This is a genomic window from Aeromonas media (assembly GCF_000819985.1).
GTDB classification, from domain to species: Bacteria; Pseudomonadota; Gammaproteobacteria; order Enterobacterales; family Aeromonadaceae; genus Aeromonas; species Aeromonas media.
The window spans coordinates 920-27475 of the sequence record NZ_CDBZ01000006.1; the positions used below are offsets into that span (position 1 = coordinate 920).

Sequence of the window (26556 nt, forward strand, 5' to 3'; positions counted from 1 at the left end):
GCAGCAGGCGGCGATCGCCGGGCAGCGTCATCTGGGGGGTCGCCACCTCTTCGTTGGCAATGGATTGCAGCTGATCGAGGGCCGCCTCCGCCAGGGGGCCGGCCTCCAGCAGCATCAGGGTGTGGGCCGGCAGGTTATCTTCGGTATGGGCCAGGGCCCACACCTTCTCCTGCGCCCCCTTGAAGGTCTTGAGGGACCGAGTCAGCGCAGGTGTGAACCCCTGCTGCTCTATGGCTCGCCAGGCCTGCTCCCACTCCTGCTTGATGCGCGCACCTTGCGCGGGATCCTTGCCGAGGATGAGGTAGGCCCGCAGGGAGGAGACGGTGGCGATCAGGGCTTTCTGGCTCGCCTCGTCCCGTTGCAGGGCGGGCAGGGCCTGGGCCAGCAGGGTCTCCTGGGACGCTTCAATCCGGCCGAGCTGATGGTAGACAAGGGCGGAGGAGAGAATGATGAGCAGATTGATAAAACAGAAGCTCAACAACAGCTTGCTTGATATTTTCATGACCATCCTTGTGTCGCAGCGGGCATCCTGCCCTTGATTAGCGCCCGATCAATGCGGGCAATCGTTCGCGCCAGGTGTCATGCCAGACGAGCAACTCCTCGCGTGGCATGGGGCGGGCGGAGAAGAATCCCTGGCACTGATCGCACCCCAGCCTGGCCAGCAACCGCCAGGTGGCCTCATCCTCGACCCCCTCTGCCACCGATTTTAACCCCAACTTGCGCGCCAGTTCGATACTGGATTCGATGATGGCGAGGCGGGAGGGATCCTCATAGCAGCGATCGACGAAGGATCTGTCCAGCTTCAGCTCGGTGAACGGCAGCAGGGCGAGCTGCTGCATGGAGGAGTAGCCGGTCCCGAAGTCGTCGATGGAGAGGCCGAAGCCGTGCATCCGCAAGCGGGTCAGCACCTCCAGCGACTTGCCGAGATCCTTGACGAAGGCACTTTCTGTCACTTCCAGTGTGATGAGCTCGGGGTTGATGCTCCAGCGCTGGCAGTGATTGAGCAGGGTATTGCACAGATCCCCCTCGATCAGCGAGGTGGTGGAGAGGTTCATCGACAGGTTGAGGGAGAGTCCTGTCTTCTCCCACAGATGACCGTCGCGCAGGGACTTGCCGATGATCACCTCGGTCAGCGGATCCATGAGCCCGTTGTGCTCCGCCAGCGGGATGAAGCGGGCCGGCGAGATGAGCCCATATTCGGGATGCTGCCAGCGGGCAAGCGCCTCCATGCCGACCCACTGACCATTTTCAAAGCTCACCTTGGGCTGATACCAGGGCAGCAACTGATCATGCTCCAGGGCCCGACACAGTTCATCCAGGCTCAGGTTGTGACCGTCCTCCTCCTGGCTGCGCACCTGCTGGGGCTGCCAGGCGCCGATCAACTGCGCGATCTGCTGATGGCTCGCAGGTTTGTCGATACGCCCCAGCACCTGCAGGCCGTAGGCACGGCTCATGCGCAGTACGGCGTCGACCACATCGTCCTCCAGTGCGCTGCACAGCACTATGCCGCCGCGAAAACCGCCCAAAGAGAGGCGACGCAGCAGGGCCATGCCATCCATGCCGGGCATCCGCAAATCGCAAAACAGGATGTCGACCTGGTGGTGCTGGCACTGGGCCAGTGCCTCCTCCCCGTCCTGAGCCTCCAGCAGGTTAGCGTAGCCAAGTCCGCGGATCTGATGCATCAGGGCCTTGCGCTGGAAGTTGTGATCCTCCACCACCATGATCACCCACTCATGCCGTGCACTATTCATCGAGCCATAACCCCGTTTCACCTCTGATAGAGTCCATCAATGCCTGTACCGTCTGACTCAGCTCGCCGAGCCTGTCCAGCTGCTTCAACCTGGCCGCCGCCTCCAGTCGGGCAGCCTCCTCCGCCAATGCCTGCTGTCCCACCATGCGAGCGGCCCCCTTGATGCGATGCGCCGTCTCCACCAGCGCCTGGGTATCCTGTCGGGCCAAAGCCAGCATCATGTCCTCACCATCTTGCCGATTGGCCTCCAGATATTCGCTGGCCATGCTGCGAGCCACCGCCTCCTCCCCAAACAGGGTCAACCAGCTGATGCCCGACGCCTGGGCCCTGGCTTGTAGGGGGGCCACTGACTCATGCTGCAGCGCCAGAGCCGGCAACCAGCGAGCCAGAGTCTGACGCAAGGTCTCCAGGCTGTAGGGCTTGAACAACATGTCGTTCATGCCCGCCTCCCGCATCTGTTGACCGGCCTCCTCCGAGGTGTCGGCGGTGACGCCTATGATGGGCGCCTCGTCACCGGCCGCCCGCAGGGTGCGTGTCAGGGTATAACCATCCATCACCGGCATGTGGCAGTCGGTCAGCAACAGGGTAAATCCCTGCCCCTGCCAGGCGCGAAGCGCCTGTTCCCCATCATCCACCACCTCGGACTCGAGCCCCAGGATGGCGAGCTGACGGGTCAGCAGCGCACGGTTGACGGGATGATCGTCCGCCACCAGCACTCTGCCCTTGAGCTTATCCCCCTGTATCTGTATCGGCCGACGGGATCGCTCGCTCGACAGTTGGCGACAGGTCTCCAGCAGCAGGTCGGGATAGATGGGCGACTGGCCGAGCCGCCACCAGGCGTCGCTGTCCATACGGCCGCGCAGTGCTTCGTGGGGGGAGAGTACTATGCCCTTGAGCGAAGACTGCTGCAAATACTGCAACCAGCCACCACCGAAAATCTGCTCCATATGACCCTCTTGCGCCAGCAGGTAGCCATCCAGAGGCTGGTGCCACTGGTCGGCGGTCAGTCGGTGGAGTCTGGCGCCGAGTTGTTCCATCACCGACTGCACCACCTCGTCCTCACCGCACCACCACCACACCTGGCCGGCCAGCGGCGGCGCATCCCACTGACACTCGGACAGGGGCATCGCGAAAGTCACCGTGGTGCCCACCCCCGCCTCGCTCGCCAGCGTCAGGCTACCACCCATCTTCTGGGTCAGCTGATGGCAGATGGCGAGCCCAAGCCCGGTGCCGCCAAAGCGCCGGTTGATGTCGGACTCCACCTGCTTGAACGGGATGAACAGGTTGTCCTGCTTCTCCCGGGCGATGCCTATTCCCGTATCCCGTACCTGCAAGCTCAATCGATGGTCGTGGTAGCTCACCCGGATGGCAATTTCCCCCGCCTCGGTAAACTTCACCGCATTGCTCAGCAGATTGGAGACAACCTGGCCCACCCGCACCGCATCCATGCTCGCCTGATCCGGCACCTCCCGCCCCCACGTCAGCGCCACATTGAGTCCCTTGCCATAGGCCAGGGCGGCATGCCCCCGGATGACGTCACAGATGACCGAGGTCAGTCGGCAAGGATGGGGGTGCAATTGCAACTGCCCCGCCTCCATCTTGGAAAAGTCCAGGATGTCGTTCACCAGATAGAGCAGGTGATTGGTGGAGGTCGAGATGTTGCGCAGCATGTAGCGCTGATCGTCATCGAGATGGCTCATCTGCAACAGCTCCAGCATGCCGTGCATGCCGGAGATGGGGGTGCGCAACTCGTGGCTCATGGTGGCGAGGAACCGGCTGCGCACCCGGGTCGCCTCCTCCGCCACCCGCCTCGCCTGGCGCAGCTCCAGCTCCTGGCGTTTCAGGTTCGTGATGTCCTGCACCACCCCGTTCAGGATGACGCCCTCGATCCCCTCCTGTCGCACGAAGTGACCCCGGATCTGCAGGTAACCCGATTGCCCCTGGCGCTGGATCTCCACCTCGAGATCCAGCGGTTTCATGGCCCTGGCATGCTCCTCGACAGTGTCAACGAAGTCCTGATGGGCCTGCCCCGCCAACCCGAGAATCGTGGCTCCGGTGCTTGCCGTCTGCACCGGTTCATCTTCATAGCCCACTATCTCTCTGAGGCCCTGGGAGGTGTAGAGGAAGTGCCCATTGCCCGGCCCCAGCCAATGGTACTGGTAAACCAGGCCCGGCATGCTGTCGGTGATCTGGGTGAGTCGGGTCTGGGCCTCCTGGGCCGCGAACCGCGCCTGTTCCAGCTCGGTCACATCGGTCAGCACGGTCAGGATCCCGAGTCGCTTGCCGCCGGGGCCGACGAACAGGCGCTTGGTGTAGATCATCTGATGTTCGACACCGTTGGCAAGCTGGATCTCGCCGCGGCCATGGAGCTCCTCGCCACTCTCCCAGACCCTGGCATCCTCCTCGATCACCCTGGCCCGGATGGACTCCGGCAGCCTGTCCTGGAGCAATCGCTCATACGAGCCGTTCAGGTTCTCGCCCCCCAGGAACATCTGCCGATACGCCAGATTGGTCATCGCAATTTCATAGCGCTCATTGGTCAGCACCACCTGATTAGGCAGGGCATCGAGCATCATCTGGACAAACATCAATTGCTCTTCGAGCCGCCGCTCCGCCTCCCGCCGCTGGCTGATCTGGCGGCGCAGGGTCCGGTTCCAGCCCACGAACAGCAGCAGAAAGAGCACGAAGATGCCCCCGCCTAGGGTGGACCAGAGCAGCACCTTGTCGGGATCCAGCCCCGTCTGTATGGTCAGGGAGAGCCACTTCTTCTCCAGGGCGGTCAGCTCCGCCGGCGAAATGGAGAGCAACACCTTGGTCAGGATCTGCTGCAACATGGGATCCTGCAGATGGGTTGCCATGGCGATGGGAACCCGCAGTTCGTTGCCGGAGAAGACCACCTGATAACGGTCGCTGAATCCCTTCTTCAACGACTCTTCCAGGGTGGTCATGCTCATCAGCACGTAGTCGACCTGCTGCCGATCCAGCTGGGGCAGCAACTCGGGATCGCTCGCGACCGCAACGGGCTCGGCCCCCACCTCGGTCAGCAGCGTTTTTTCCACCGAGCCCCCCACCATGCCCACCCGGTGTCCCTTCAACGCCCTGGGGTTGGTCAGCTCGGCCATGCCTCGCCTCGCCACTATCACCCGGTTGAGAGAGGCATAGTTCGGCGTGAAACGGGCAAACTGCTGTCGTTCGGCGGTCGGTGTCATGGCCGGGATGACATCCAGCTTGCGAGCCTGAAACAGATCCAGGGTCTGGGCCCAGCTTCGGGTCTGTACCAGGGTGAACTGTAGACCCGCGCGCTGGTTCATCATCGCCAGCAGATCGGCAATGAGCCCCTTGAGCCTGCCCCGATCGTCAATCTCGCTCATGCCGGGCCAGTCAGGGGCGACCCCGTACCTGATCACCGGATGCGCTTGCAGCCACGCCTGCTCCTGCGCGTTGAAGACAATCTCCCTGTTCCCTTTCACCAGGGCATAGTCGACGATGCCGCCAGCTTCCAGGATGCCGCGACGCTCCAGCGGGGATATGTCCTCAAGGGCCCGGTCCAGCAGCCCCTGCAGTACCTCGCCCCCAGGGGCGACCGCCATGGCGAGCGAGGTATCCCTCATCCAGTCCACCGTGGTCAACGTCATGCCCGCCATGGCTTGCAGGCGGCTCAGCATGGGCAACTCGGCCAGATAGGCGTCCGCCTGCCCCTCCTTGAGCATGAAGATCGCTTCATCCCGGCTGTCCACCGTCACCAGGTTCGAGATGCCGAGTCGCAGCAACTCATCGCAAGCGCTGACACCGAAGACGCAGACCCAACGCACCCCATAGGCCTCCTCCAGGGAGAGACTGTCCCGTCCTCCGGTCAACAGGACGGCGCGCGGCAGCACCATCAACGCAGAGGTAAACAGCATCTGCAGCTTGCGTGTCGGGCTCGGTGCCACGCCGATCACCATGTCGACCTTGCCATCCAGCAATGCCTGCTGGACACCTGCATTGTTGGCATAGGCCTGGTAGCGCAGCTTGAGCCCCAGCCTGCTTGCTATCTGCGAGGCAAATTCATCCAGAGGGCCGGTGAAGTTGCCCCGGCCATCGGTATAGACATAGGGAGGCCAGGCCGTCGCCGGCATGCCGACCACCAGCTCGTCATGGACGGCGAGCCACTGCTGTTCGGCTGGCGTGAAGGTGCTTCTGTCCAGTTGCGTCGAGGCCGCCATCACCACCAGGCTACAGCAGGTCAACCAGCACAACAGGATGAGACGGTAAAACATTGTTAGTTCCTAATAAAGCGAGGGCGATAGCAGGTCAGAATCTCAGGGCAGGGTGAGAACACTGCGAGTAAAAATAAAGCCAGGCTCTTACCTTGCTTGAAAATGTCGCGTTTTCGCGCAGGTCAGGGGTCCTTCCCTGAGCATTGTTACAATACTACCAGGCAGCAGTGCCGCATGAGTGGTTTCTTGATATCAAAAATCCAGGAGATTGCCATATTCAGTGACAGGGATGGGCACAGCAATACGTTCCCTGACCCAACATAAATCCATTGCTGACAGCGAAGGCGAAATGCTCTTTATGTTCAAGACCATGCACTATGGTTTGCTCACCGCCCCATGCATTGAGTATGCGTCTTAGCTCAGTAGCATCCTCCCTGCTAAATGCAGCTTCAAAAAAATTGCTGTCTATCTTTACCCCATCAATATATGGGTGAAAGGATTTTGACATCTGCAATGAAGGCCATTCATCATCAGCAATCATCCAGAATCGCACACCTAATGACTTGAGTTTTATAATATTATCCAGCGCAATGCCGGACGACTCGTTCATGATCGCCTGCATCTTCACGCCGACATTGACTCTGAATTGAAAAACAAATGGAATAAAGTCTTTCCATGCCGATCTGCTATCCAGCAAACTAGCCGCAGCATCAATAAACAACCCTCGATAGGACAACGCATCCTGCCGATTCAATTTTTGAAAGAACTCCAGTTGTCGCATAAAAGACATTCTTTCATCGCTATGATTGTTGAGCACACTCCCATTGTTTTTTAGGATGCGTTGCTTGATTTCAAAAGAAAAAACATCGCCGCTATTGAAATTAACTATCGGTGTTAATGTATGCCTAACAGAGCCAGGACATTGACTGATTGCCATAGTCATCAAATTCCTCCATCTCAAACCTTGCAAGACGTGGATAAAACATGCCTCGACTTGACCAAGGTAACTATATACCGGCAATCAAGGTCCGTTTTTATCACTATGCTCCTGATCCCAGAAAGGGGCACCTGCACCGTATCTTCAGATGCGGTTAGTTCACGCCTGAGATGGATTGGCAATGTGTCTCTGAAAATCAGGTAGCCACGGTTTCTTGTCAAAGATATGAGCTAATTCATTTCTCTGTTTCCATATTTATGATGCGGTGGTACAACCCGCCGGCATATTCACTGGATAACATCACGTGACTTCTCAAGTCGATGACAATGTTTTTCTGTATTCTTCAAGTACAACGCTTTTCTCCGACCTTGAGTGCCCTCGAACCATGCAAAGGGATGCTCATCATTCGAGCAAACCACTGTACGGAAACTGAACGAATGACCAGATGGCGACCCTGAATAGAAAAGATGCATTATGATCCACATAATTCACACCAATTTAAATGACAAAGAAATCAAAACAACAAAAAATTTAAAATGTCGATAAAAAACAAATGCATAAATGAAAATCAAACAGAAAAAAGACCCGAACGAGACGAATTTATAATCTGAAAACCAAGTATTGAAAGTATAAAAAACCTTTTGTTAAAGAGTTACCCGCATTACGAAACATAAATACAACAGTGAGCGCACTCGATACTTGTCGGTGTCACATGGTTTGAAGAGGTCATTCTGGAAACCATCATCTGCGATCGGAATGAATTTCATAGCGATGTATATCTCACCGAAAGATTTATCTTCCTCTGAGATTGCTTTATACCGATTTGGGCCGTGCTGCGAATGATGACGACTTCTATCAGAAAAGAAAAATGGCAGGCCCGGGCCTGCCATCCACAAGTCGGGGGCCGAAGCCCCTCGCCTCAGGTTATTCGATTCCCGAGTCGGAAACCGGTTTGAAACTCCCGCTCACGGACATGAGCGACCTGCACATTGTGCCCTTCCAGCCCGATGTCTTTGAGCAGGGCGGGAGAGAGATGCAGATAGCTGACGCGACGCTCCAGCCGGGTGATCCGTTTTTGAACCAGGGTTTCGACGTGGCGCAGCAGGGCGAGTTCGATAGACATAATATTCTCCAGTTGAACGTGCGGTTCTCCCGGAGAGAGGACATCACCCTGCGGGACAACCGCGGGTGATGAAAAGGCAGGTGTTACCTGTTCCCTCCACGCGGTAAATAAAGAGCACGAGTCTTCGCGCTGCCATTGCAGCGAGCGAACGCAACGTTGAACATGGAATGTTGCATGATCGTCTCCTTACCGTGTGAAAGTTGAACAAGTTGCCACAGTCTAAAAAAACACCGAATTTTACGCAATATCACCCCCACCCATATGGGTGGAATGCGGCCACAGCCGGCCCCGGTCAAATCCCGGACAACAGCCTGAACTCCTCCAGCGCATAGGTATCCGTCATGCCGCTGACGTAGTCGAGCAAGAGCCGCACCCTGTAGTACCACTCCTGCTCGCTACACTTGTCGAAGCGCGGATCCCGGCTGGCCACCGCCAGCCGGTATGCCTTGAGATGGCGGGCCGACAAGCGGTGGAACAGCCGCCGGGCAAAGAACAGCTCACTCCCGCCGTTGCCGGCCAGCAACCGCTCGAACTGCGCGGCCGGCAGTGCCAGCAGGCAGGAATAAGTGGAAAGCACCCCGCGCAGGGCGGCATGGCCTTCCAGCTCCAGCGCCTCCACCTCGGGGCGCATGAATACCTGCTCGCGGGCCACACGTTTGAGGGTATCCAGCACTCTGGCAGCCGGTGCCTGACCGTGCAAGAGCGCCCTGGGGTAGGCGCCGCTCAGGATGGCCTCGTGGTCGCTCACATAGGTGTGGGCCGCGAGCGCCACCAGATCCCGGGTCAGATGCTGACGGAAATGGGGGAAGAAGCCCCTGCCGGAGGCCAGCGCCTCCTCGAGCAGGCTGGCCATGTAGTCCCCCTCATCGGCACCGCGCAGCGCCACCAGCAGCTCGCCCTGGTTGAGGATGCGCCTGTCCACCGCGTCTTCCAGATCGGCGATGCAGTAGGAGATGTCGTCCGCCGCCTCCATGATGTAGACCAGCGGATGCCGGCATCCCGGCGCCAACCCCAGACTCTGGCCGAGGGCGCGATAGAGAGGCTGCTCACTGAAGAAGATGCCGCGCTTGCTGGTCCAGCCATGGTGCTGGCCATAGCCCTGGGGATGGTGCAACAGGGGCTGCTGCGGGTATTTGCACAGGGCCGCTAACTGGCCCAGGGTCAGGTTCATCTCGTGCAGGCTGTGCACCAGCCGCAGGCTCTGGGCATTGCCGTCAAACACCAGCAGGTCCTGGCGAAGCTCGGCCCACTGCGGGCTCGGCAACTGATCATGGGCGCGGGCAAACAGCTCATCCAGCGACTGTGCCAGCCACTGGCTCATCACCTGCTCGCCGAAGTGGCCGAACGGCGGGTTGCCGACGTCGTGCAGCAGGCAGGCCATCTCCACCAGGTTGATGAAGGCGCCTTCGCAGACGGTGCCCGCCGGCAGGGCCGCCAGGATGCGCCTGCTGATCTGGCGGCCCGTCTCCTGCACCTCCAGGGAGTGGGTGAGACGGCTGCGCACCGAGGCCTTCACATCGAGCGGAAAGACCTGGGTCTTCTGCTGCAGGCGGCGCACCGGCGCGGCCTGCACGATGCGAGCGCGATCCTGCTCGGTCGCCTCCAGCAGCTCTTCGCTGCCCCAGGGGTGAATGCGCGCCGGGGTAATCAAACGGCTATACATGGTGCGGCTCCTTGCCAGCGGCGTCCGTCAGGTTCACGACAACAACCAGCGCCGCAAGCGGGCGATATCGCCGGGGTATTCACGGCGCAGCGTCTCAATCCAGTCCTCCACGTTCTCCCACCAGGCGGGGTGATCCGGGCTCTGGATAAGCTGGGCTGTCTGCTGCAGGCGGCGCAGGCCGATGGAGCCCGCAGCCCCTTTTATCTTGTGCGCCTCCTCCACCACGCCGGCCTGATCCCTGGCAATCATGTTGGAATCGAGCACCGCCATGTAGTCCGGCATCATCTTCTCGAACAGATCCACGCTGGAGAGCAGCACCGGCTTGCCGACCGTACTGGCGTAATCGGTGAGGAAGGGCAGATCCAGCAGTGCATCCTGGTTGCCCGCGTCCGCCTGATCAAAGGCCTCGTCGTCGGCGAGATCCGCAAACAGATGACCTATCACCTCCCGCACGGCCTTGGAGCCGAGCGGCTTGTTGATTACATCCTGCATGCCGTGATCCCGGTAGTACTGGCGATCGCCGGTGGCGTTGGCGGTGAGCGCCACCATGGGGGGCAGGCTGTCGCCATAACGCGCCAGCAACTGGGCCGCCACGTCGAAGCCAGTCATGTCCGGCAGCTGGATGTCCAGCAGGATGAGATCGAAGTCATCCGGGTTGGCCATGGCCAGCGCCTGGGTACCGTCCCGCGCCACCTGCACCTGATGACCCAGCTTGTTGAGCAGGGCGCAGGCGACGGTGACGTTGAGCTCCACATCCTCCACCAGCAGGATATCCAGGGAGGGCATCTCGGGCTCCTGCGGGGTCACCTGCGGCTCGACACAATCCACCTCCAGCTCGGCGGTGAAGCAGGAACCCTCACCCGGGTCACTGTCCACGTAGAGCTGGCCGCCCATGGCCTGCACCAGCTGACGGGAGACGGCCAGCCCTATGCCGGTGCCGGTGGCGTGCTTCTTGCCCTGCACCTGATAGTACATGGCGAAGATCTTCTCCTGCTGGGCGCGCGGGATGCCGACCCCGGTGTCTTCCACCTCGAAGTGCAGCGCCAGCTTGCCCGGTTCATCGGCGGCGTGGGCGAGGCAGCGCACCGTCACGCCACCCTCGTCGGTGAATTTGACCGCATTGCCCACCAGGTTCCACAGCACCTGGCGCAGCCGGGTGCCGTCCGCCATCACGAACTGCGGCATGTCGCCATCCCGGTCGAAATGCAGGTAGAGCCCCTTCTGCTCCGCCTGGATGCGCGACAGCATCTCCAGCTCGTCGAGGAAGGCGGGCAGGTCCATGGGGGCAGGTGCTATCTCGAGGCGGCGGCGATCCAGTTTGTCGAGATCGATGATGTCATTGAAGATGTTGCCGAGCGTCACCGCACTCAGGTGGATGGTCTTGAGCTGCTGCTGCCGCTTGGCATCCAGCGGCGTGTCCATCAGCATGCGGCTCAGTCCCACTATGCCGTTGAGCGGCGTGCGCAGCTCATGGCTGATGGTGGAGATGAAGGTGGTCTTGTCCCGGCTCGCCTTCTCCAGTTTGTCCTGATACTGCTTGCGCTCGGTGATGTCGCGGCCAAAGCCGAGCAGGCCGAGCCGCTTGCCGAAGCGGTCGAAGAAGGGCACCTTGCGCAGCTCGAAGTAGGCCTTGCGGCCGTCCGGGTACTCCAGCCACTGCTCGTAGGTGAGGGGCTCGTTGCTGGCGAAGACCTGCTTGTCCGTCTCCACCACCTTGCTGGCGATGTCGTGCTTGTAGACATCGAACGGGGTCAGCCCGATGAGCTCGGCCTCCACCTTGCCGGTCAGCTCCTCCATGGCGCGGTTGCAACCGGAGAACTGCTCGTCCTCGTTGCGGTAGTAGACCAGGTCCGGAGAGCAGTCGATGAAGGAGCGCAACAGGGCGGTACGCTCCCCCAGGTGCAACTGGGCCTTCTCCCGCTGGAACACCTCGTTCTCCAGATCTTCTATGGCTTGCTGGCGCAGGGTCTCGGCCCGGTTGGTCTCGGCTATCTGGGCATTGAGGCGGCTGATGTTCTCCTGCAGCTGGCTGTTGAGCTCGAGGTCGCGCTCGCGCATGTCCTGCAGCTTGCGCACCATGCGGGTCAGCCGCTGGCGGGAGTCCTCCAGCTGATCTACCACGATGGAGAGGAAATAGACGGCCCAGGGGGTCACCAGCAGGCCGAAGAAGACAGAGCGCACCAGGTCGACGATGTCCACGGTACCGCGCAGAAACAGGGTCACCCCCATCTGGATGGAGACCGCCAGCACTATGATGGCGGTCGCCAGGAACATGCTGAAGCGCACCAGTCCCAGCTTGGTCATCAGGTCGACATAGTATTGCGCCCAGGATTTGATTTGCTTCATCTCGTTGTTTTCTCCCCGTTATTGCGCAAACAGAATACCAGTACGGCGCCCTGAACTCTTGCCCGTTGCACCTTAAATTATTGATTAACGTCACACTCCGACTGGGGTAGCATGCCTGCCATGAGTCAGTCAGCTCCGGTTCAGCAAAGGATCCCGAGCCGCACTGCCCCCCTTGTCATCCCTTGTGTCAGGAGCACACCCCATGCGCAATCATGTCCTGTTGAGTCTTGGTCTGCTAGCCGCCAATGCCGCCCACGCCGATCTTGGCGAGATCCCCAGAGAGTCCGGCTGGTCCGGTTTCCTGCTCGGCGGGGTCAATGTGATCAGCTACGAGTCCAACTTCTACGCCGGCGATGACAACCACAGTCGTATCAACGACCTCGGCTCTCCCGACAGCGAGAGCGGCCTGACGCCGCTCATCAACGCCGACATCCGCTACACCTTCGCCGACACCCGCACCCAGGTGTTCCTCGGCAACCTGATCCAGGATGCGGTGCGCTTCGACTTCACCCAGCAGCTGGGCCTGCGCCAGGAGATGGGCGACAAGGGCATAGTGGCCACCTCCCTGGTGTTCAACGCCATGCCGGTGGAGCTGTGGAGCGATCCCTTCGCCACCAAGGTAGATCGCAGCTCGACCGACGTGAAGTCGAAGGGCGTGCGCTTTGCCTGGGACAAGATCTGGGGCAGCCACTTCTACGGCACCCTCACCACCCGGGAAGTGGATCTGGACGAGGAGCGCAGCGGTCAGCAGTATGACCAGACCCACGGCACCCAGTATGCCGCCATGCTGAATCGCAACGGCAAGGTGCACGACATGGCGCTCTCCTACCAGTTCCACTTCGGCGGCAACCAGTTGCTGGAGCCGGCGATCCTCTACAAGCAGGCCAGGCTCGACGGCAGTGCCGAGAGCTTCGACAACACAGGGTTGCAGCTGACTTACGCCAAGCGGGGCCCGCAATGGTCCATCGTCAGCAACCTCTATGCCGGCAAGCGCAAGTATGACGAGGCGAATCCCCTGTTCGGCCAGCGTGCCGATGCAGACGAGTTTGCCATCAACGGCACCTTCTTCTGGCACAACCTGTTCGGGGTCAAGGCCCTGGCCGCGACCTTCACCGCAGCTTACTCAGGCGCCGACTCCGACATCGACTTCTACGATACCCAGGCCACCCGCTTCAGCACCGGCTTGCTCTACAACTTCTAAGCCAAACCCTGTCGAAAACAGCGAGGCCACCCCAGAGGTGGCCTCGTTTTTTTCGCTTCCTGACTGCCTTAGATGCCGAGGGAGTCGAGCAGATCGTCGTGCTCGTTGCTCGCCGGGGCGACCGCCTGGGCCGGCTTGGTCGCCGCCAGCTTGGCCTGGGCGATCAGCTCGTCCGGATCGACCTCCTCCTGCACCCCACCATCGTGGATCCGGATAAACTCTGTCCTGTCCATGGCCAGCTCCAGATAGAAGATGTTGTTGCTGGCGGTGAAGAAGGTGACCCTGCGGGTCTCGGGGTTGTCGAGGTTGGTGTCGACGCTCAGCATCACCTGCTTGTTGAGGGCCAGCATCTTGGGCTGGTTCTGGGTGATGTGGGTCTGCAACTCGCGTCCCACCTTGGTGGTGAAGCTGCCGACGATCTGGTTCATCAGCTCGCCCATGACGTTGCTCACCTCATCCGAGGTATGGGAGATGGCGAGATCCTCCTTGGAGAGCCCCATGCTGAGCATGTAACGCTCGTAGAGCTCCATGGCGGCAGCGGCGGAGAAGTTGATCACCACCAGCCCGGAGAAGCCCCCGTCAAACAGCACGAAGCAGCCGATGTCCGGCTTGAGGCAGGTCTTGCTGATCCGTTGCACCATGCCGGAGAAGCGCACCTGGGTCTGGGTCGCCGCACTCAATACGCTCGTCACCGAATTGCACAGGCTCAGCAGCACGTCCTCTGTGGTCAATACGGCATCATCCTCGGATCTTGTCACTATCATGGAACCTTCCTGCTGATCGAAAAAATAGGCTTGTCTGTCTCACCGCCCATGTCATCACGCGCACGTCCGATACGCTAACAGATTGCGTGATCCCGGTGTTGAAACCGCGAGCCGCCTCTCACTTGACCGTATTGTCAGTCAGAAACGGCTGGAATCCACCCAGGGTGGCCAACCGGGCTCGCCAGTTATCGGCCTGCTGTCGCAAATCTTGTGTCTGATAGGGGATGGTGGGATGTGCTCCCCAGATGGGACCGGGCCAGGCGGCATCCGAGCTGAAGCGGGCGACATGATGCAGGTGCAACTGAGGCACCAGGTTGCCGAGCGCCGCCACGTTGATCTTGTCCGGATTGAGCGCCTCTTCCATCAGGGTGGCGACGGCGCAGGACTCCTGCATCAGCTGTTGCTGCTGCGCGGGGGCCAGGTGGTGGATTTCACGCAGGTCGGCGACCCTGGGCACCAGGATGAGCCAGGGATATTGGCTGTCTTTGGCCAGCAGCACGCGGCAAAGGGGGAGATCCCCGAGTATCTGGGTATCCGCCTGCAGGCGGGGGTGCAATGCAAACATGGGGCCTCGCTGGTCAACATGGGCACGTCAGGAGATGAGTGTGCCCACGTTACTGCAACGAGGGGCAAACTTAAAGCCGGGGCACGGCCCAACCGATGAAGCGCTTGCGAAGTTCGGGATCCGCCCGCAGGAAGAGTTGCTGCAACTGCCCCTCCAGTTCGCTGGCGGGTACTGACGGGGCCTGGACCGCTGCCGTGGTCGCCACGGCGCCGGTCGCCAGCACCGCCTTGCCCGTGCCGCGGTTGTACTCCATCAGCCTGGCGTGCCAGTCCATGCCGATCTGCATGCCGTTGACCACCAGGGCCTCCTGCTGCACCTTCAGGGGCTTGTCCCCCGCCAGCAGACTCACGACCGGCGCCTTGGCGTAGCGCTCCATGCCTTTCTCGTCGGTGGGCACCGCGGCCTGCAGGCGCACCGACTGGCCGCTGGCCTCATAGCGGATCACCTGGGGCTCGGAGCGGATCTGGCGATCGTTGTCGCTGCTGTTGCGACTCGGGATCACCCCCTCATAGCGCACCAGCAACTGCTGCGCCCCGTCGGCCAACACCCCATGCCGCTCGTCCTGCACCTTGCCGTCGCTCACCGCCAGGATCTGGAAATCCCCGGGGACCTCGACCCTGACCTCGGCCTGTACGGCGCCAGCACACAACAACATGACCCCAACCCAACCCTGATGACCCTTCATTCCCGTCTCTCTCTGCTCGCTATGATGGGCGCAGGCTAGCAGCCGAAGATGACAGAAAAATAACGCGAGCCTGCCTCTCAGAGCAGGTAGTGGGGCCGCTCGGCAAACCACTGAGCCAGCACCTGCTTGAACAGCCGTATCTTGCGCGGCACCCGGCGCTGCTGGGCATGGAGCACATGCAGCGGGTGCAGGCCGGTCTGCCAGTCAGTCAGCACGGCCACCAGCTCGCCCCTGGCCAGACTCGTCTCCACCAGCATCAGCGGGCACTTGGCAAACCCCATGCCCGCCCGTGCCAGCTGCAGCACTGTGCTGTAGTGGTTGGCCCGCACCTTGCCCTGCACCAGGATGTGGGCCTCCTCCCCTGCCTTGCGAAAATGCCACTGCTCCCAGGCCGGGTTGTGCCCCTGGCGCAGGCAGGGGCGCCCGCCCAGCTCATAGGGGGTGGCGGGGAGCCCCTCCCGTGCCAGCAGGGCAGGGCTCGCCACCACTACGTCTTTCAACTGCCCGAGGGGCAGCGCCACCAGATTGTCCGGCACCTGATCCATGGCGCGCAGGGCGATGTCATTCTCCCCCTGACTCATGTCGATCATGGCGTTGGTGAAGTTGAGCTCCACCTCGACCCCAGGGCAGAGCTCGGCGAAGCGCGCCAGCAACTCGCTCACCATGGCATCCCCCGTGCTGACCGGGCAGGTGAAGCGCAGGCGACCACTGTCCTCCTCGGTCAGGGCCTGGATGTCCTGCTCCACCTGACGGGCAAGGGCAAAGATCTGCCCCGCCTGCACATGGAGGGTTCTGCCCGCCTCGGTCAGGCTGAGTCTGCGGGTCGTGCGCTGGAGCAACTGGGCATTGAGGGCGGACTCCAGAGCGCTGACGTGGCGGCTCAGCATCCCCTTGCTCACCCCCAATGCATCGGCGGCGGCGGAGAAACTGCCCCGCTGCACCACCTCGTAGAAACTGCTCAGATGGGCGATCTCCATCCATTAGCTCCAATATGGAAACAATGGGTTTATCTTAAGCGCTTTTTCTCCCTTTTCATCCAGCTATCATCAACACATCCCAACCAGGAGCGATAGAGATGAAGATTGTGATTGTGGGTGCCTCCGGCACCATAGGTTCCGCCGTCAGCGAGTTGCTTGCCAGAGACCACCAAGTGATCAGGGTTGGCCACAGCCGGGGGGATGCCACTGTCGACATGACGGATGGCGCCTCCATCGCCGCCCTGTTTGCGGGCATCGGCCGGTTCGATGCCCTGGTGGTCGCCAGCGGCAGCGTGGCCTTCAACGCCCTGACCGAGATGACGGACGAGCAGTGGCAACTGGGGCTCCAGAGCAAGCTGATGGGCCAGATCAACCTGACCCGGGCCGCCATTCCCTATCTGAATGACAACGGATCCATCACCCTCATCAGCGGCATACTGAGCGAGGAGCCCATCAACTGGGGGGTCAGTGCAACCACCATCAACGGCGCCATAGAGCACTTCGTGAAGGGGGCCGCCTGCGAACTGCCGAGGGGCCTGCGCATCAACGTGGTGAGCCCCACCGTGCTGGAGGAGTCCATGGACAAGTACGCCGACTTCTTCCCGGGCTTCGTGCCTGTACCCGCCGCCCGGGTGGCCCAGGCCTACAAGAAGTCGGTGCTGGGAGTGCAGACCGGCCAGATCTTCCGGGTCAATGGCTGAGGCCTCCCTCTCTCACTCCAGATGCCAATAAAAACGGGCCCCGTCATAGGGCCCGTCTGTTTGCCAGCTTGCTGCCTTCACCGCCAGCAAACGTTTGTGCGCCGGCGGCAAAAAAAGGCAGTCAGCCTCAGTCGATCAGACCGTACTGCTCCCGCAGTACCTCGATGATCTCCTGCTTGGGATTGGCACTGCGCACCAGCTTGTGACCAATGACCTTCTCGGCGATCCCCACGTAGGTGTGGGATATGTCCATCATCACCTCGGTGGGCAGCTTGTTGTCCCGGGCCAGGGCGAAGCGTTCCGGCATGCGATTCTTGTTGAGCAGGATGTCCGGATCCGGGAAGTGATTCAGCAGCCACTGGCGGAAGCCCTCTTTGGACTTCTCGACGATCTCGCCCTGGCGCAGGGCGGCGCCGTCCCAGATACGGGAACTGTCGGGGGTACCCACTTCATCCATGTAGATGAGCTTCTCGTTGCCGGCGGCATCCTGGACATAGCCAAACTCGAACTTGGTGTCGACGAAGATCTGATCGAGCGCGGCCAGGGCCTCGCTGATGACGTTGAAACCATCCTTGAGCAGCGTCTCGTAGCGGTCGATGTCCGCCGGGGAGCGGAAACCGAAGGCCTGATGGTGGCGCGCTATGTCGGCACGGGAGACGTTGACGTCGTCCGCTTCCGGCACGCCATCCAGCCCCTTGAGGATCCCCTTGGTAGAGGGGGTGATGAGGATCTCGGGCAGCTTCTGATCCTTCTTCAGCCCTTCCGGCAACGTGATGCCGCAGAACTCGCGCTCGCCGTCCTTGTAGGCACGCCACATGGAGCCGGTGATGTACTGGCGGGCGATGGCTTCGATCATCACCGGGCGGGCCTTTTGCACTATCCAGACGAAGGGGTGCGGTATGTCCAGGATGTGGCTGTCCGCCAACCCCTTCTCCTTGAACAGCTTGAACCAGTGGCTGGAGATGGCATTGAGTGCAGCCCCCTTGCCCGGCACGCCGTTCAAGCCATCCACACCCTGCCAGATGCAGTCGAAGGCCGAAATGCGGTCGCTGATCACCATGAGGGCGAGCGGCGTATCGGCCGGCACATCATAGCCTTTCTCTCTTATGAGCCGGGCACTGTCTGCGGGGGTCAACCAGTAGACGCTGCGCACTTTGCCGGAATGGACAGGTTTATCGGTACGGATCGGCAAATCGTCATTCACCGCCAATACTTGATCTGCAAGACTCATGGCTAATAACACTTCCTGTTGTGGGACTGACAAGACAGGCGCATCAGGCTCCTGCCTACGAGGGATTCATTCAAGCGAAGCAGCGCCAGGCCTCTCTGCCGGGGCAGGCTCCCAAGAGGGCCTCTGCGCGGACTCCACATAACAAAACAGGGGCACCAGGCCCCTGTTTCTATTCTGCTTTCGCAGCCTGATCAGCCACGCCTTTGGCAAACGCCTCGGACAGGCTGATATACATCTGGGAGATGACACCGGATGCGACCGGCTTCTTGTCCTTGTCGAACAGGGTGATGGAGGTCTTGCCCCCGGCCATCTCGCCCAACTGGAAGCGGTACTGGTCTTCCTCCAGCTTGAACGGCTCGGCCCCCTTGGCCTGCCAGAACTCGGCATCGGGCTCGTCATACTCGACGTCGATCCAGCCCAGGGACTGCTGGGTATCCTTGATGGTGAAACCATAGGCTGGCAGCACCTGGTTGAGGCGGCGCCAGACCTGCTCGAAGGAACCATCGGCGATCCAGGCACTCAGCTCGTTGTTGTCCAGACCCAGCTCCAGACCCATGCCATCGTTGGACTTGTGTTGTTCGCGGGCCTTGAGCTGCTTGTCGTAGTAGAGGGAGAACTGGTTCAGTGCCCGGGTCGCATAGCGCTGGGCATCGGCCGGGGTCAGCACTGTGCTGGTCTCGCCGTCGATGGTCTCTTCATGCTCCAGCACCCGTACCGACATGTTGACGGCGTGACGCTGCACATCGTTGCTAAGGGTGAACTGGTAGCGTTGACGGATACGGAAGTCGTCGTCCTCCTCCGCCCAGCCATCGAGGGCGGCGGAGTTGTCAAACCAGCCGGTCTGCAACACGCCGGCCTGCTGATCCAGCTTCTCTGTGGTGACCTTGTGCTGGGCCAGGAAGTTCATCAGGAAGGCCCAGGTATCGCGCTCCACGCTCTGGCTGGTGCTCAGGGCATAGAAGACCAGGGTCGGTTCGCTGGCCTTGGCCACCACCTGACTGCCAGGGACCACCGTCAGCAGCTGGGCTGGCGGACGCACGTCCACCTTGGCACCGATGGCACCTTCGCGGCTGCTCTCCGGCAGGGCCGGGATGTCGAAATTACTGTTAAAGGCGGGGGTACTCAACCCGGCGGGCACGAGGAAGGCGCGACCTTCGAGGCGGCTCTCTTCATACTCGAAGCCACGGTTGGCCATCTTGCGATCCTGGGGTGAGCTACAGGCTGCCAACACGGCAACAGTCGCGACACTCAGCACCAGGCGCACTGCATTTCCCTTTCCATTTGCTTTAAACACTCGCCATCAACTCCGCAGTCGTCAGTGCTCGCGCCATCGCCTGTTCCCCCTCGGGGGTGAGGTCGGTCAGCGGCAGGCGCAAGGTCGCCGTCGCCATCAATCCCAGTCGGGCACAGGCCCACTTGACCGGAATGGGACTCGGTTCGCAGAACAGAGTCTGATGCAACGGCATCAATCGATTGTTGATGTCATGAGCCTGCCCGGCATCACCGGCCAGCGCAGCACGACACATGTCGGCCATCTGGGGCGCCGCAATATTGGTGGTGACCGAAATGACGCCATCGCCCCCTTGCAGCATAAAATCACATCCGCTGGCATCATCGCCACTATAAAGCGCGAAATCCGGCCCGCACAACTCGCGCAGCAGCGGGGTGCGGCTCAAATCCCCCGTCGCCTCCTTCAAACCGATGATGCCGGGAACCTTGGCCAGACGAGCCACGGTCTCCGGTTTGAGATCGCAGCAGGTGCGACCGGGCACATTATAGAGAATTTGAGGCAGACCACTAGCCTCGGCGATCGCACAATAGTGACGATAGAGACCTTCCTGGGTGGGTTTGTTGTAATAAGGGGTCACCGAGAGACCCGCCACCACGCTGGCTTGGGCGAAACGCCTGGAGAGGGCGATGGCATGGGCTGTGCTGTTGGAGCCGCAGCCCGCGATGACCGGAATGCGGCCAGCGGCGAATTCGACGGCTTTTTCCACGACGGCGATATGTTCCTGCTCGCTCAGGGTGACCGACTCTCCCGTGGTGCCCACCGCGACTATGGCACTGGTACCGGCGCCGACATGATACTCCACCAGGGCCGCCAGACTGGTCCAATCGATGTCACCCGAGGCCAGCATGGGGGTAACGAGCGCAACAATACTACCGCGTAACATGGATATTTCTCCCGATTTTCAGGGGCGTAATGGTAAAGCTGCCCCTTTTGAAAAACAAGGGAGGCAAGGGACAAGCCGTGTTACCATCCGCCACAAAACGTATGGATGCACGAGGGCAGGAAAGAGCCCGGAGCAGGGCGTCATGCCCGCCAAGCGCTCGCTTTCACCGCATTCGCAATAAATGGACGAGAGACGATTTATGACTCACTACCTGGTCGTAACGGCCATCGGCACGGACAGGCCTGGCATCGTCAATGAGGTTACCCGTCACGTCAGTGGCTGCGGTTGCAACATTGTCGACAGCCGTCTTGGCATCTTCGGTAACGAATTCACTTTCATCATGCTGTTGTCCGGTGACTGGAACAGCTTGATGCAGCTTGAGATAAGCCTCCCCCTGCGCAGCCAGGAGTGGGATCTCATCACCATGATGAAGCGCACCGAGCGCCACCACTCTCTGCAATATGACATCAGCGCCAGCGCCGAGGTGCTGATCCGGGATCAGCCGGGCATCGTAAGCCAGTGCACCCAGTTCTTCAGCGATCACGGCTGGGATATCCAGGCCATGCAGACCGTCACGCTCGAGCAGCAACCCTTCAACCTGCTCAAGGCCAATTTCCAGCTCAATCAGGCCAAGCAGGGCGAGGCGGCCGACTCGAAGACGGCCTTCGCCGATTTCTGTCGTGAACTGGGTGCCGAGTCATTCGAGTTCATCGTCAATCACAAATACGCCTGACGGCGTTTATCCGAGGAGACCCCATGCAACCACTACAAGTTGGTACTCAGGCCCCCGATTTTTCCCTCCCCGATCAGGATGGTCAGCAGGTCAGTCTGTCCTCCCTGCGGGGCAAGAAGGTGCTCATCTATTTCTATCCCAAGGCGATGACCCCGGGCTGCACCACCCAGGCCTGCGGCCTGCGCGACGTCAATGCAGAGCTGGCCGCCCTCAACGTGGTGGTGCTCGGTATCAGCCCGGATCCGGCCAAGCGCCTGAAAAAATTCGAGGAACGCGACAGCCTGAACTTCCGGCTGCTGGCCGATGAGGATCACGCCGTGGCCGATGCCTTTGGCGTCTGGGGCCCGAAGAAGTTCATGGGCAAGGAGTATGACGGCATCCATCGGCTGAGCTTCCTCATCGATGAGGAGGGCAAAGTGGCCCATCGCTTCGACAAGTTCAAGACCAGCGATCACCATCAGGTAGTGCTCGACCTCGTCAAGGGCTGAGCCCCGCCAGTTCAGACACGACAACAGGGCCTGCAGATGCAGGCCCTGTTCGTTTGCACCCAACTCTGCCATGCAAGAGCCGGGGATGTCCTGCCAAATGCAGCTCCCCTATTGGACCCTCCTTCCCGTTTTTCTCGCCAACCTCCCCTATCAGATCAAAAAATTCATCCTGGATATGGGTTAACGTGACCCCAGATTCATTTTCCAGCGAGACAGCCCATGAACATGAGCCATACCGAACGCCTGATCCTGAGCAACCAGTACGAGATCCTGGCCAAACTCAATCCGGAGAAGGCGGCGTTTTACCAGCGGGCCAGCACCATAGTCGAGCGTGGCTACTGCCTGCAGATCCTCGAGCTGGAGAAGAGCTTCGGCCACCTGGATCTCGCCACCTGCCAGGAGGTGCTGGACACCCTGGAGCTGCATCATGCGCTGGCCATCTCCTGGGGCAACCTCGACGCCGGTACCCGGGCCGAGGTGAACGAGAGTCGCCTGGCCTTCAACGGCTACAGCCGCAGCCAGGAGCGGGAACTGGCGGATTATGTCTGCTTCCTGCTGGAGGTGGACAAGCGCTTCCCCGAACTGCCCTGCCCCTGCGACGAGCTCTCCAGCGACATCGCCATGCGCGACAAGTACCAGCGCATGCTGGCGGCCTGGCGTCAGTGCCCCCGTCAGTACAAGCTCTCCATTCAGGAGATCAGCAAGGTGCTGGCCGCCTGAATGTGAAAAAGGCGCCTGATGGCGCCTTTTGCTCCCCTGCCGGGGTTATTCGTAGAGGAAGGATTTGTCCAGCTGCTTGAAGGCGGCGTTGAGGGTATCGGCCAGCTCCTCGTAACGGGGGCAGGCCACCAGCTGACGATGACCGCCCTGCTCGTTCATCTTGCCGTTGATCTCCCTGTACCAATTGGCAAGGGAGGGGGGAAGACGGGTATCGGCACGCTGGCCGAGCCAGTAATAGCCTTGCAGCGGCAGGCTGAGCAGGAAGAGCACGGAGGCCATCACGGAGGGCCAGTAGTGCAGTTCGCCGAACTGGAACTGCAGCATGACGCTGAGCACGGCGAGTGCCGGGATGACCCTGAGAGCGAACTCGGTGGCCTTGATCACCCGATTCTCCGGGAACATGGAATTAAGCTCGGGACGGCGCGGCCAAAGAGTCATATAATGACGGCCTTGCTGTAATTTAGTTCCAAAAATGTTCATGCTCATACTACCTCCGAGCTCTTTTTGAACGTATTAACGGCAAAACCTCGACAATATTTGAGAGGCGATAACAAAGGTTGAGGATGACTTTGTTATTTTTCAACAATCAGGTTATCCTTTGTACGCCCAATTTTTACGCCAGTGGTTTGCTGCTGGCCTGTCAGGGACGTCAGAATTCCGGGTCTTGTATCACTATACAAGGGGCAAGCAACAGATTGCCAACCCTCATAAGGATAAGTTGATAGTTTTTGGACGCACCGCGTCCGGCGCATCCTCCAACCCAACCCAATCTGCGATAGGATTTATTCATGAGTAAGCTGGTTCTTGTTCTTAACTGTGGCAGCTCGTCCCTGAAGTTTGCTGTCATTGACGCAACCACCGGTGATGATCTGCTGTCCGGCCTGGCCGAGTGCTTCAACCTCGACGACGCCCGCATCAAGTGGAAGCTCAACGGCGAAAAGGGTAGCGCCGATCTGGGTGCCGGTGCCGCTCACCAGGAAGCGCTGGACTTCATCGTCCACAAGATCCTGCCGCTCAACCCGGAACTGTCCAAGAACCTGATCGCCATCGGCCACCGCGTGGTACACGGCGGCGAGCAATTCACTTCTTCCGTGCGGATCTGCAATGACGTGATCGCCGGTATCGAAGCCGCCATTCCTTATGCTCCGCTGCACAACCCCGCTCACCTGATCGGTATCCGTGCCGCGCTGAAGGTCTTCCCTGAGCTGGCCGAGAAGAACGTCGCCGTGTTCGACACCGCGTTCCACCAGACCATGCCGGAAGAAGCCTTCCTGTACGCCCTGCCGTACAAACTCTACAAAGAGAACGGCATCCGTCGCTACGGCGCCCACGGCACCAGCCACTACTACATCAGCCTGGAAGCCGCCAAGCAGCTGAACAAGCCGGTGGAAGAGCTCAACATCATCAACTGCCACCTGGGCAACGGCGGCTCCGTCTGCGCCATCAAGAACGGCAAATCCGTCGATACCTCCATGGGCCTGACCCCGCTGGAAGGCCTGGTGATGGGTACCCGTTCCGGTGATCTGGATCCGGCCATCATCTTCTTCCTGCACGACAAGCTGGGCATGAGCGTCGCCGAGATCAACACCATGCTGACCAAGGAATCCGGCCTGCTGGGTCTGACCGAAGTCACCTCCGACTGCCGTTTCGTTGAAGACAACTACGACAGCAAGGAAGAAGCCAAGCGCGCCATGGACGTGTACTGCTACCGTCTGGCCAAGTACATCGGCGCCTACGCCGCCGCCATGGACGGTCGTCTGGACGCCGTGGTCTTCACCGGCGGCATCGGCGAGAACTCCGCCCCGATCCGCGAGATCACCCTGGGCAAGCTGGGCCTGCTGGGCTTCGACGTCGACCACGACGCCAACCTGAAGGCACGTTTCGGCAAGGGTGGCGAGATCACCAAGGCTGGCTCCACCAAGGCCCTGGTTATCCCGACCAACGAAGAGTGGGTCATCGCCCACGACGCGCTGGAACTGGTCGGCGCATAAATTAGCTGTAGAGCAAGGCCGCCCCAGGGCGGCCTTTTCCTGATCCCAAAAATGAACAAGGGGTAATAAGTGGCACGCACTATTATGCTCATCCCGGTCGGCACTGGTGTCGGCGTAACTTCCGTGAGTCTTGGCGTCGTTCGCGCCATGGAACGTCACGGTGTCAATGTCAGCTTCTTCAAACCGGTTGCTCAGCCGCGCCCGGGTGAAACCGGTACCGAGCGCTCCACCGCCGTGATCCGCGCCGCCGCCAACATCAACCCACCCGAGCCGTTCGCCCTCTCCTACGCCGAGAACATGATCACCTCCAGCAACACCGATATCCTGCTGGAAGAGATCGTGGCCCGCTTCGAAGAGCACGTGAAGACCAGCGGTGCCGAAGTGGTGGTGATCGAAGGCCTGGTGCCGACCGACAAGCAACCCTTTGCCAACAAGCTGAACTACGACGTCGCCAAGGCGCTGGATGCCGACATGGTGTTCGTGACCCATCCGGGCAACGACTCCAGCCAGAAGCTCAAAGAGCGCATCGAACTGGCCTGCTCCAACTTCGGTGGCGTCAGCAACCCGCGCATCGTGGGCTGCGTCATCAACAAGGTGGGTGCACCGGTTGACGAGCACGGCGTGACCCGCCCCGATCTGACCGAGATGTTCGAGGCCCATCACCACACCTCCGACACCGCCCACAACCTGGAAGTGCTGCAGGTGTTCGGCAAGAGCCCGCTGCGCATCCTCGGCTGCATCCCCTGGAACACCCAGCTGATCGCCCCGCGCGCCAAGGATCTCGCCAAGCACCTGGCCGCCAAGATCCTGCACAGGGGTGAGCTGGACAGCCGTCGCCTGCAGACCGTGACCTTCTGTGCCCGCTCCATCCACAACATGATCGAGCACTTCCGTCCGGGCAGCCTGCTGGTCACCTCAGGCGACCGCTCCGACGTCATCGTCTCCGCCTGTCTGTCCGCCATGAACGGCGTCAAGCTGGGTGCCCTGCTGCTGACCGGCAACTACCACCCTGAGCCGCAAGTCATCGCCCTGTGCCAACAGGCCATGGCTACCGGCCTGCCGATCATGATCACCGGCACCAACACCTGGCAGACCGCCGTCAGCCTGCAGAACTTCAACGTCGACATCCCGGAAGATGACCGCGAGCGTATCGAGCTGGTGCAGGACTATGTGGCTGGCCACATCGACAAGCACTGGATCGAGTCTCTCTCTGCCAAGTCCACCCGCTCCCGTCGCCTGAGCCCGCCTGCGTTCCGCTATCAGCTGACCGAGCTGGCCCGTCAGGCCAACAAGCGCGTCGTGCTGCCGGAAGGGGAAGAGCCGCGCACCATCAAGGCTGCCGCCATCTGTGCCGAACGTGGCATCGCCCGTCCGGTGCTGCTTGGCAACCCGGAAGAGATCCGTCGCGTCGCCGAACAGCAGGGTGTGGTACTGACCGATCGCGTCGAGATCATCGACCCGCTGGAAGTACGCGAGCGCTATGTGCCGCGTCTGGTCGAGCTGCGCAAGAACAAGGGCATGACCGAAGTGGTCGCCCGCGAACAGCTGGAAGACAACGTGGTGCTGGGCACCATGATGCTGGAGCGTGGCGAAGTGGACGGTCTGGTTTCCGGCGCCGTGCACACCACCGCCAACACCATTCGTCCGCCGATGCAGATCATCAAGACTGCCCCGGGTTCGTCCCTCATCTCCTCCATCTTCTTCATGCTGCTGCCTGATCAGGTACTGGTGTACGGTGACTGCGCCATCAACCCGGATCCGAGCGCCGAACAGCTGGCCGAGATCGCCATCCAGTCCGCCGACTCCGCTGCCGCCTTCGGCATCGAGCCGCGCGTCGCCATGATCTCCTACTCCACCGGTACCTCTGGCGCCGGTGCGGACGTCGAGAAGGTGCGTGAAGCGACCGAGCTGGCCAAGGCCAAGCGCCCCGACCTCATCATCGACGGCCCGCTGCAGTACGACGCGGCCATCATGGAGAACGTAGCCAAGTCCAAGGCACCGAACTCACCGGTCGCGGGTAAAGCCACCGTGTTCGTGTTCCCGGATCTCAACACCGGCAACACCACCTACAAGGCGGTACAGCGCTCCGCCGAGCTGGTCTCCATCGGCCCCATGCTGCAAGGCATGCGCAAGCCGGTCAACGACCTCTCCCGTGGCGCCCTGGTAGACGACATCGTCTACACCATCGCCCTGACCGGTATCCAGGCAGCCCAGGCCGAGTAATATCGCCCGCGCTGGCCCTGTGAAAAACCCGCCTTCCGGCGGGTTTTTTTATGGCGGCGAGATGTTGATCCACAAGATCAAATCA

22 protein-coding genes are annotated in these 26556 nt (G+C 60.7%); 7 read left to right on the plus strand and 15 right to left on the minus strand.

Annotated features, from left to right (window positions below; translation table 11 throughout):
- From BN1127_RS00285 to arcB, 7 genes are all read right to left on the minus strand, one after another.
- Nucleotides 1-502: MCP four helix bundle domain-containing protein (locus BN1127_RS00285; protein WP_042648095.1), on the minus strand; the 502-nt coding region annotated here is incomplete at its 3' end.
- 37 nt (nt 503-539) lie between these two features.
- Nucleotides 540-1751, minus strand: a complete 1212-nt coding sequence (locus BN1127_RS00290) for an EAL domain-containing response regulator (RefSeq protein WP_041206355.1) — start codon at nt 1749-1751, stop codon at nt 540-542.
- Nucleotides 1744-6009 (minus strand): transporter substrate-binding domain-containing protein, encoded by a 4266-nt coding sequence (locus BN1127_RS00295; RefSeq protein ID WP_042648096.1) that lies wholly within the window; start codon nt 6007-6009, stop codon nt 1744-1746. Before BN1127_RS00295 ends, BN1127_RS00290 begins: the two co-directional genes overlap by 8 nt.
- Nucleotides 6010-6226: 217 nt before the next feature.
- Nucleotides 6227-6892 (minus strand): EAL domain-containing protein, encoded by a 666-nt coding sequence (locus tag BN1127_RS00300; RefSeq protein WP_148304712.1) that lies wholly within the window; start codon nt 6890-6892, stop codon nt 6227-6229.
- Between the two features lie 913 nt (nt 6893-7805).
- On the minus strand, nt 7806-8009 hold the full coding sequence (locus BN1127_RS20965; protein WP_005328210.1) for a hypothetical protein: 204 nt from the start codon (nt 8007-8009) through the stop codon (nt 7806-7808).
- 292 nt (nt 8010-8301) lie between these two features.
- Complete coding sequence (dgt, locus tag BN1127_RS00310; RefSeq protein WP_041206361.1) at nt 8302-9672, minus strand: dGTPase; 1371 nt, start codon at nt 9670-9672, stop codon at nt 8302-8304.
- Between the two features lie 33 nt (nt 9673-9705).
- Nucleotides 9706-12018, minus strand: coding sequence for an aerobic respiration two-component sensor histidine kinase ArcB (gene arcB, locus BN1127_RS00315; protein ID WP_005323804.1), 2313 nt, complete (start codon nt 12016-12018; stop codon nt 9706-9708).
- Between the two features lie 202 nt (nt 12019-12220).
- On the opposite strand from arcB, the gene BN1127_RS00320 reads away from it, so the two are divergent.
- Entirely contained in the window at nt 12221-13219 is a 999-nt protein-coding gene (locus BN1127_RS00320) for a DUF2860 family protein (protein WP_005323806.1), read from the plus strand.
- A gap of 68 nt (nt 13220-13287) precedes the next feature.
- On the opposite strand, the gene BN1127_RS00325 is transcribed toward BN1127_RS00320, so the two are convergent.
- The 4 genes from BN1127_RS00325 to BN1127_RS00340 form a co-directional block, all read right to left on the minus strand.
- The gene (locus BN1127_RS00325; protein ID WP_005323808.1) at nt 13288-13983 is read right to left on the minus strand and encodes a DUF3334 family protein; all 696 of its coding nucleotides are present in this window, start codon (nt 13981-13983) and stop codon (nt 13288-13290) included.
- Nucleotides 13984-14101: 118 nt separating this feature from the next.
- Nucleotides 14102-14548 carry an HIT domain-containing protein gene (locus BN1127_RS00330; protein WP_041206363.1) on the minus strand — a complete coding sequence of 149 codons (447 nt, stop codon included), beginning with the start codon at nt 14546-14548 and terminating at the stop codon, nt 14102-14104.
- 70 nt (nt 14549-14618) lie between these two features.
- The gene (locus BN1127_RS00335; RefSeq protein WP_005323812.1) at nt 14619-15233 is read right to left on the minus strand and encodes a DUF2057 domain-containing protein; all 615 of its coding nucleotides are present in this window, start codon (nt 15231-15233) and stop codon (nt 14619-14621) included.
- Between the two features lie 77 nt (nt 15234-15310).
- A complete protein-coding gene (locus BN1127_RS00340) occupies nt 15311-16210 on the minus strand; it encodes a LysR family transcriptional regulator (protein WP_005323813.1) in 900 nt (299 codons plus the stop codon).
- A 98-nt stretch (nt 16211-16308) separates the two neighbouring features.
- Between BN1127_RS00340 and BN1127_RS00345 the strand changes: the two genes are divergently transcribed.
- Nucleotides 16309-16911, plus strand: a complete 603-nt coding sequence (locus BN1127_RS00345) for a short chain dehydrogenase (protein WP_005323815.1) — start codon at nt 16309-16311, stop codon at nt 16909-16911.
- Nucleotides 16912-17038: 127 nt separating this feature from the next.
- On the opposite strand, the gene BN1127_RS00350 is transcribed toward BN1127_RS00345, so the two are convergent.
- The 3 genes from BN1127_RS00350 to dapA form a co-directional block, all read right to left on the minus strand.
- Nucleotides 17039-18142, minus strand: a complete 1104-nt coding sequence (locus BN1127_RS00350; RefSeq protein WP_041206365.1) for a phosphoribosylaminoimidazolesuccinocarboxamide synthase — start codon at nt 18140-18142, stop codon at nt 17039-17041.
- Between the two features lie 169 nt (nt 18143-18311).
- A complete protein-coding gene (gene bamC, locus BN1127_RS00355) occupies nt 18312-19436 on the minus strand; it encodes an outer membrane protein assembly factor BamC (RefSeq protein WP_081805774.1) in 1125 nt (374 codons plus the stop codon).
- On the minus strand, nt 19429-20316 hold the full coding sequence (gene dapA / locus BN1127_RS00360) for a 4-hydroxy-tetrahydrodipicolinate synthase (protein ID WP_041206370.1): 888 nt from the start codon (nt 20314-20316) through the stop codon (nt 19429-19431). The genes bamC and dapA overlap by 8 nt, the downstream gene beginning before the upstream one ends.
- A 199-nt stretch (nt 20317-20515) precedes the next feature.
- On the opposite strand from dapA, the gene BN1127_RS00365 reads away from it, so the two are divergent.
- The 3 genes from BN1127_RS00365 to BN1127_RS00375 all read left to right on the plus strand — a co-directional run bounded on the left by BN1127_RS00365 (nt 20516) and on the right by BN1127_RS00375 (nt 22257).
- Complete coding sequence (locus BN1127_RS00365; protein ID WP_025328154.1) at nt 20516-21049, plus strand: glycine cleavage system transcriptional repressor; 534 nt, start codon at nt 20516-20518, stop codon at nt 21047-21049.
- 23 nt (nt 21050-21072) lie between these two features.
- On the plus strand, nt 21073-21537 hold the full coding sequence (gene bcp / locus BN1127_RS00370; protein ID WP_005323824.1) for a thioredoxin-dependent thiol peroxidase: 465 nt from the start codon (nt 21073-21075) through the stop codon (nt 21535-21537).
- A gap of 219 nt (nt 21538-21756) precedes the next feature.
- Nucleotides 21757-22257 (plus strand): YfbU family protein, encoded by a 501-nt coding sequence (locus BN1127_RS00375; RefSeq protein ID WP_005323826.1) that lies wholly within the window; start codon nt 21757-21759, stop codon nt 22255-22257.
- Nucleotides 22258-22302: 45 nt separating this feature from the next.
- On the opposite strand, the gene yfbV is transcribed toward BN1127_RS00375, so the two are convergent.
- The gene (yfbV, locus tag BN1127_RS00380; RefSeq protein WP_042648098.1) at nt 22303-22743 is read right to left on the minus strand and encodes a terminus macrodomain insulation protein YfbV; all 441 of its coding nucleotides are present in this window, start codon (nt 22741-22743) and stop codon (nt 22303-22305) included.
- Nucleotides 22744-23045: 302 nt separating this feature from the next.
- Here yfbV and BN1127_RS00385 point away from each other — a divergent pair, with 302 nt between their 5' ends.
- Together BN1127_RS00385 and pta are read left to right on the plus strand one after the other, a co-directional pair.
- Nucleotides 23046-24248, plus strand: coding sequence for an acetate kinase (locus BN1127_RS00385; protein WP_005323830.1), 1203 nt, complete (start codon nt 23046-23048; stop codon nt 24246-24248).
- 69 nt (nt 24249-24317) lie between these two features.
- Entirely contained in the window at nt 24318-26471 is a 2154-nt protein-coding gene (gene pta, locus BN1127_RS00390) for a phosphate acetyltransferase (RefSeq protein WP_041206371.1), read from the plus strand.
- Nucleotides 26472-26556: the final 85 nt, after the last annotated feature.